Origin of the sequence: Paenibacillus sp. FSL P4-0184 (assembly GCF_038004625.1) — a bacterium.
Lineage (GTDB): Bacteria > Bacillota > Bacilli > Paenibacillales > Paenibacillaceae > Paenibacillus_AQ.
Genome location: NZ_JBBORN010000004.1, coordinates 1 through 6,635 on the forward strand (window position 1 = coordinate 1; position 6,635 = coordinate 6,635).

The following is a 6,635-nucleotide window of genomic DNA, read 5'->3' on the forward strand; positions in this document are numbered from 1 at the left end:
TGCTTTAGTTGATTATCTGTATGCTTGTTACTTGGATAGTAATGTACTTGTTGAAGAGTTTCTGGGAATTGCAGATGAAGTATATAGCTATTTTGAGAACGCCTTAAATGCAATGGCTGCTTCCAGAACTTCCTTCGGCTAACACCATATTGACGCTCCGGGTCACTCTGAGAAGCAAGTGACTACATCCAGACCCTAAGCCCGTCGGGACGTCACTGCGTTAGGTGTTCGGCAAGCCTGACAACTATAAGCAGCGACTCTAATTAAAACATAAGACTATTGAGCTAGCGGGACAAGATAGTTGAATAATACATATTGAATATTATGGTACGATGTCCTTATTCGGTTGTTTCAAGGGGAGGGAAGATACCGTGCTGAATACTCAGGATATTGCTATAGAAGCATTAACTTGTTATCCAATTACTTATCAATCAATAGCTCATATTGGCCAAAATGCAAACACCATCTATAAAGTGACAGATAAGGAAAGTAACTGCTATAGTTTGCGAATACATCTATCAAAAAATGATTCGATGGAAAGTATTTGGTCTGAGGAAAAAGTCATCCATTCAGAAATTATTTGGCTGGAATCATTAACAAATGATACAAATCTGGTGTTGCCATCACCTATAAAAAATAACATTGGTGAATATGTTACTAAGATAGATGACATAAACTGTACATTGTTAAAGTGGGTAGATGGTGAACAAAAACAATTTATTCCAACAGTCAATGATGCCGAGTGTGTAGGCGAATTGATCGGAAAGCTTCATAAACAATCATCTTTTTGGAAAATTCCGCGATCATTTACTCGACCGTCATTTGATAATTCTAGAATTTCACAATCATTAGAAAAGCTAAAACAGCTTGCTAACGGTGGTGAGCTCGATAAAAATGATGTGGAAATTCTGCAATTGGCCGGAGAGTGTGCAATTTTAATGATGAACGACATAGAAAGAACACCTGGCAATTGGGGGATAATTCACGCAGATTTGATTCCAAGTAATTTTGTGTTTCATGAACAAGAAGCTAGAGCTATTGATTTTGGAGCTTGTGGGTTCGGATATTATTTATTCGATTTAGGTTGGACACTTTCTTATATCCACCCAGCATTCAGAAACCAGTTGCTAGAATCATACGCAAAACAATTCGACCTGCCTCATAACTATGTTCAACGTTTGGAAGGTTTCTTTGTAGCAGCCCAACTCGAAACAATGAATTTTTGGCTTGGGCTGCCTGAATCTAATGAGTGGTTACCCAGTCACATTAATAAATTAGCAAGTCGGGAATTTAAGCGATATGTAAATAAAGAAGAATTTCTCTTTAGTGGTACTCCTTACTGGGAGTAGTTTGTTTAACGAACTGAGAACGTTAGCCCAGATACTTTGGGAGCAGTTTTGCTTCAGAAGAATAGAGATCATGATAAGCTTATTGTCGAAAAGAATCTATAACCGCAAAAAACAAAGGGAGAGTACTTTGAAAAAATTAGGGAAGCAACAAAAGAGGAAATGATCGAAATTTATAAGATGGGCTATGATGTTTGGGGAGATAATCTGCCATATGAAGAATATATAACTATGTGCCAGGCTTCCAAAAAGTATAGAAAGGGAAAGTGGTACGTTCTTGAAGCAACAGATACAAAGCAACTATTAAGCTCCCTCATCGTATATGAACTAAATCTTTCTGATGACCAAATTGTAAAAGGGATTGGTTCAATTGCTACCCCTTTATATTATCGACTCCATAGTACTTGATATCCCCGATTACTTTTAAAGCACATCCTTATTGAAGTAATGGGAAACGATAGGCTAACCCAGGTGATTTGAATTACAGATATGAGATTATTGCGGGTGTAAAAAAACGCCGGTCACCTTAAGCAGGTGACCGGCGTTTTCATATTAGCTTTTAGGCATTTTTCTCTCATCCATGTACAGCAGGTTCCAGCGGTGACCGTCCAGGTCGGCAAATCCTGCGCCGTACATCCAGCCGTCAATTTCACTCGGCTTGCCAAAGATGTTTCCTCCGGCAGACTCTGCTTTTTGAATAAAGGCATCTACTTCTTCTCTGCTTTCAGCGCCAATGGAAAATATTACTTCTGCGCTATGGGAAGTATCTGCGGTTTTAGAACCTGTGAATTTCTCAAACGCCGCATACGGGAACAGCAGAATCGTTGTTTGGCCTATGTCAAGCTTGGCTCTCTCGTTACCAACGCTCACTGCATGGAATCCAATCTCATTGAAAAAGGCAGTTGACCTCTCAACATCTTTGACCGGCAGGTTAATCCAGATCTCCTGTGGCATGGCTATAGCCTCCTGGAATATATTATTAACAACTCCTACTATACTCTAGTTCTGGCAGCAGAAGCGAATCTCTTTCACAACTCACTCTTAATTGAAATACTCGATAGTTTTCTCAATAAATGTCTTGGCCGATTTTGTCAGAAAACGGTCGGACCTATAAATGATCTCAAAGTGACGGTATGGCGGATCGTCTGTAATTCGGATGCAGCGTAGTGTTGGTTCATTCATCGCTTGGATCAAACGATAAGGCAGCAATGTTCCTCCGACGTTGGCTTTAACCAAGCTAATAATGGAAGTAGCCGAACTGGTCTCCATGATCGTATTTAAACTGAATCCATATTTACGGCAATAGCCATCAACCAGTTCTCTGCCTGTAAATCCTTCGGGAAACATCACAGTTTGGATATTTCGCAGTTCCTGGATTCCAATCGTGCTTCGTTCAGCCCAATCATGATTCTCGGAAACGACGAGTACATATTCTTCACTGCACAAAGGAATGCGTACAAGCCGATCATCAGGAGCAGACGTGATCTCGATGCCGATGTCTACTTCATTATCCAGCACTTGATTCAAGACATAGATCGAAGAGATAACCTTCAGTTGTACCTTGGGGAATCGTGCATGAAAATTCACGAGCAATGGGGTGAGCCGATAGTCCAGATCGGAAGGGAGAACACCAATTACCAACCGACCTCGTTGATCATTGCGGAATTCAGCTAACGCATCCTGGGTATTCTGTAAATGCCGAATCATCTGTACACAGTGCTCCAGAAACAGATTTCCTGCCTGGGTCATCACAATCTTTTTGCCGACTCGGTCAAATAAGGGAACACCGAGTTCATCCTCGAGCGCGCGTATTTGTTGACTCAACGTAGGTTGAGATATGCCGAGTTTCTCAGCTGCTCGTGTAAAATGAAGCTCCTCACACACCGCAATGAAGTTTTCCATCTGACGAATCTCCATATGAATACCCTCTAATCATTGGTTTTAGTAATCATTTTAATAGAAACTATAGTATTGTTCAATCATTCTAATGATTCTATACTTAATCATGCACCACCCAACGATCTGTCGTTAACAAATAGGATGATGGGTGAATGTAACGATACTACTACCATGAGGTGATTCATAATGAAACTTTTTTATATCGTCCTGGCGCTTATCCTGGCTTCACTGAATTTACGACCACCCATTACATCCATTTCACCTCTAATGAGCACCGTACAGAATGATCTGGGTATAAGCGGGATTACCGCCAGTCTGTTAACCACACTTCCGGTATTATGTATGGGCATATTTGCTCCGTTCTCCGTAAGATTAAGCAGAAAGTGGGGAAATGAGGGCGCAATTGTTTTGGCTTTAATCCTCATTGGGTTAGGTACGGGATTACGATGGTTTGTTGGTACAACTCCATTGATGATGTTCACTTCTTTTCTGTCCGGAGTAGGAATAGCATTGGCAGGGCCGCTATTATCCAGCTTCATTAAGCAGTACTTCCCTGACCGAGTGGCAGCTATGGTGGGTATCTACTCTACAGCGATGGTGATGGGGGCCAGCATTAGTGTGGGATTATCGGTTCCGCTTCAGCATACGCTGGGTGGTTCGTGGAGGGGCTCGTTGGCTGTATGGGCATTTCTCTCAGCCATTGCATTGCCGATCTGGTTGAGATTAGCCTGGTCTGCGCGCATAGATCGACAATCCGGTAAAATCTCGAGTGTACTTAATGCACCACTTCCGGTGAACAACAAGCGTGCCTGGATGCTGACATTATTCTTCGGGCTGATGGCAGCGATCTTCTACTCGTTGACCGCTTGGCTTGCGCCAGCAATCCAAAGCCAGGGGTATAGTCAAGAGACGGCCGGCAACATCCAAACCTTATTCACATTGATATCTCTGCCCTCTACGTTGTTCATTCCCATGCTTGTACACCGTTACCAAAGACGTGTATTCTGGCTTGTCGGGTGTGCGTTATTAGAGTTGATGGGTGTCCTGATGCTGAACATATCCGTTAGCCCCTGGCTCGCGGCGATTCCACTCGGTATTGGAGCGGGTGGATTGTTCCCAATTGCACTGATGTTGCCCATTGATGAAACAAGCAATGCTCAGGAAGCCAGTAGCTGGTCCGCAATGACCCAATCTGGTGGATACATTCTCGGTGCGCTTGGGCCGCTAGCTATTGGCTGGCTCCACGATGCAACGGGCAGCTTCGTTCAAGCATTCTATGGTTTGGCTGTAATCATCGTGCTTCAGATTATCGTTCAAATGGCTATTGGAAATAAAAAAAAGTTCTCCAGCAAGTTATGATAAGCCGAAGAGCTGAGATGATGTACTATTTTCATGATTAATTTAGAATCGGATTTTGTTGGGGGGAAATAAGTAGAGGAGCTTCCTATATGGTAGCTCCTCTTTTCTAGTAAATTAAACGGGCAATATACTAAGGTAATATTGGATTATAGGTTCATTCTATAAAGATTATTTCTTTTATATATTAGACCAATAAAAGCCTGTAGCGATATTATGTTATTTATAATAATAACGCGGAGGAATGGTCTGATGTCTATTTATGATTTTCAAGCGAAGTCAATTAATGGTGAGCCTGTTGAATTGTCAATTTATCGTGGAAAAGTTCTGCTTATTCTGAACACTGCCAGTAGATGCAGCTATTCTCGCCAATTACCTGATCTTCAAAGGCTTTACGAAATTCACCATGAGCAAGGGTTTGAAATACTAGGTTTTCCTTGTAACCAATTCAACGAGAAAGAGCCAGAGAGTAACTCGGAAGTACATGAATATTGTGAGAGCAACTTTGGAGTTAAGTTTCCTTTATTCGAGAAAGTTGAGGTTAGGGGACCGTCTGCTCATCCGTTATTTCAATATTTAACACAGCAAGCACCATTTCAAGGGTTCGATACTGAGACATCAGGCGGTCAATGGATGCAGGATTTTCTGCTGGAAAAGTATCCGGACATATATGCCGGTGACGGGATCAAGTGGAATTTCTCAAAGTTTTTAATCGATCGAAACGGCCATATATATGGTAGATACGAAACTACGACTGAACCATTTGACATAGAGGTATTTATTGAATCACTTCTTTTAAAGTAAATGAATCTGATTGGTGATTAAGCTAACGGGCAGCTTAGTGGAGTAAAGATATGGTAAAATATATAACATGCCCCCTTGATGGTTAAGGAGACTGACTTGGAATATTCTTAAGTCAATCGATAGCAAATTATACAAGGATAAGGTGTGATGCGGATGACTGATTTTACAATGATTAAAAAGCTGTTTCATATTACGAAACGAAACGGGTTTAGTCATGACGAGATACAAACCATTAAAAATAATTTTGGTGAATTGCCCCAGGTGTTTATAGATTATTATTTGGAACTCGGTAAAGACGAGCGGCTGAATCATACGCAAGATAGTTTGATCAAGCCCGAGCAATTCCAATACTTCAAGCATAGTGAATATTTAATTTTTTATTGCGAGAATCAGCGTGCCTGTGTCTGGGGAATCCATAGGAACGATTTATCCAGGTCCAATCCCCCTGTCTATATGAGTTACGATGAAAAGGTATGGAAAATGGAATTTGAAACATTGACCGATTTTTTTCAGGCGATGGCCTATTTGCAAACCGTATTCGCTCTTGAATACGGCTGTGAATCGTTCTATTCCATTGAACAAACCGACTTGGATTTTATTCGTGAAAATTTTAAAAACAAAGGTATTTCCTTTCGGCATTGGATTGGCATCGAATTTTATGGAAATTACGATGACAGCATAATAACGGTGATGAATAATGACGATAGTTTTGATTTGATTTATGCTTCAAGCGACAAAGAACATTTTGATGAAATGGATCGGGTTCTCTTAAAACTAGGAGTAGTACTTTGAAATTTTCTGTTTCAAGAAGTCAACAAAATAGGGACTTCAGAATGTCATCAATAAGTTAAATAGCTTGGAATATCCTTACAGAAAAAGTGCGAAAAATAGAGTTAAATCCAGTGGAGCAAGCATCTGTTGTACTGTTTGGAATTGAGGATGAATGAAATGCTAATTGAATAAAAAAATTGTTCAAATCAGATAAAAGATAAATACGTTGCAGGTACCTTAAAAACTAAAGACGATGGATGGCTTGGTCCAATTATTATATATATTGATGTCCAAAAAAAATAAAGTATTAGACTAGCGCACTTCATTAAGCTAACGTGCAGGATAGTTCAATCGTTACTCGAATATTTTATGAGTTGGATAATTTTATGAACTTTCTGATTATAAAATTATCTAAAAAATACGTTTTTAAAGGGATGATTAAATTGAAGCAAGGGATAC

7 protein-coding genes and 1 pseudogene are annotated in these 6,635 nt (G+C 40.3%); 6 read left to right on the forward strand and 2 right to left on the reverse strand.

The window, feature by feature from the left end:
• From MKY52_RS30260 to MKY52_RS30270, 3 genes and pseudogenes are all read left to right on the forward strand, one after another.
• A pseudogene (locus tag MKY52_RS30260) lies at window positions 1-142 on the forward strand (nucleotidyltransferase); the annotation flags it as partial.
• A gap of 229 nt (window positions 143-371) precedes the next feature.
• Window positions 372-1,349, forward strand: a complete 978-nt coding sequence (locus tag MKY52_RS30265; protein WP_341055718.1) for a phosphotransferase enzyme family protein — start codon at window positions 372-374, stop codon at window positions 1,347-1,349.
• Window positions 1,350-1,508: 159 nt separating this feature from the next.
• On the forward strand, window positions 1,509-1,754 hold the full coding sequence (locus tag MKY52_RS30270) for a hypothetical protein (RefSeq protein WP_341055720.1): 246 nt from the start codon (window positions 1,509-1,511) through the stop codon (window positions 1,752-1,754).
• A 144-nt stretch (window positions 1,755-1,898) separates the two neighbouring features.
• Here MKY52_RS30270 and MKY52_RS30275 read toward each other — a convergent pair whose 3' ends face one another.
• Together MKY52_RS30275 and MKY52_RS30280 are read right to left on the reverse strand one after the other, a co-directional pair.
• Window positions 1,899-2,300 carry a VOC family protein gene (locus tag MKY52_RS30275; RefSeq protein ID WP_341055722.1) on the reverse strand — a complete coding sequence of 134 codons (402 nt, stop codon included), beginning with the start codon at window positions 2,298-2,300 and terminating at the stop codon, window positions 1,899-1,901.
• Window positions 2,301-2,387: 87 nt separating this feature from the next.
• The gene (locus tag MKY52_RS30280; protein WP_341055723.1) at window positions 2,388-3,248 is read right to left on the reverse strand and encodes a LysR family transcriptional regulator; all 861 of its coding nucleotides are present in this window, start codon (window positions 3,246-3,248) and stop codon (window positions 2,388-2,390) included.
• A gap of 183 nt (window positions 3,249-3,431) precedes the next feature.
• Here MKY52_RS30280 and MKY52_RS30285 point away from each other — a divergent pair, with 183 nt between their 5' ends.
• From MKY52_RS30285 to MKY52_RS30295, 3 genes are all read left to right on the forward strand, one after another.
• Window positions 3,432-4,604, forward strand: coding sequence for an MFS transporter (locus tag MKY52_RS30285; protein WP_341055724.1), 1,173 nt, complete (start codon window positions 3,432-3,434; stop codon window positions 4,602-4,604).
• Window positions 4,605-4,853: 249 nt separating this feature from the next.
• The gene (locus MKY52_RS30290) at window positions 4,854-5,405 is read left to right on the forward strand and encodes a glutathione peroxidase (RefSeq protein WP_076286695.1); all 552 of its coding nucleotides are present in this window, start codon (window positions 4,854-4,856) and stop codon (window positions 5,403-5,405) included.
• A 147-nt stretch (window positions 5,406-5,552) separates the two neighbouring features.
• Window positions 5,553-6,197, forward strand: coding sequence for a hypothetical protein (locus MKY52_RS30295; protein ID WP_341055725.1), 645 nt, complete (start codon window positions 5,553-5,555; stop codon window positions 6,195-6,197).
• The last annotated feature ends 438 nt before the right edge of the window (window positions 6,198-6,635 follow it).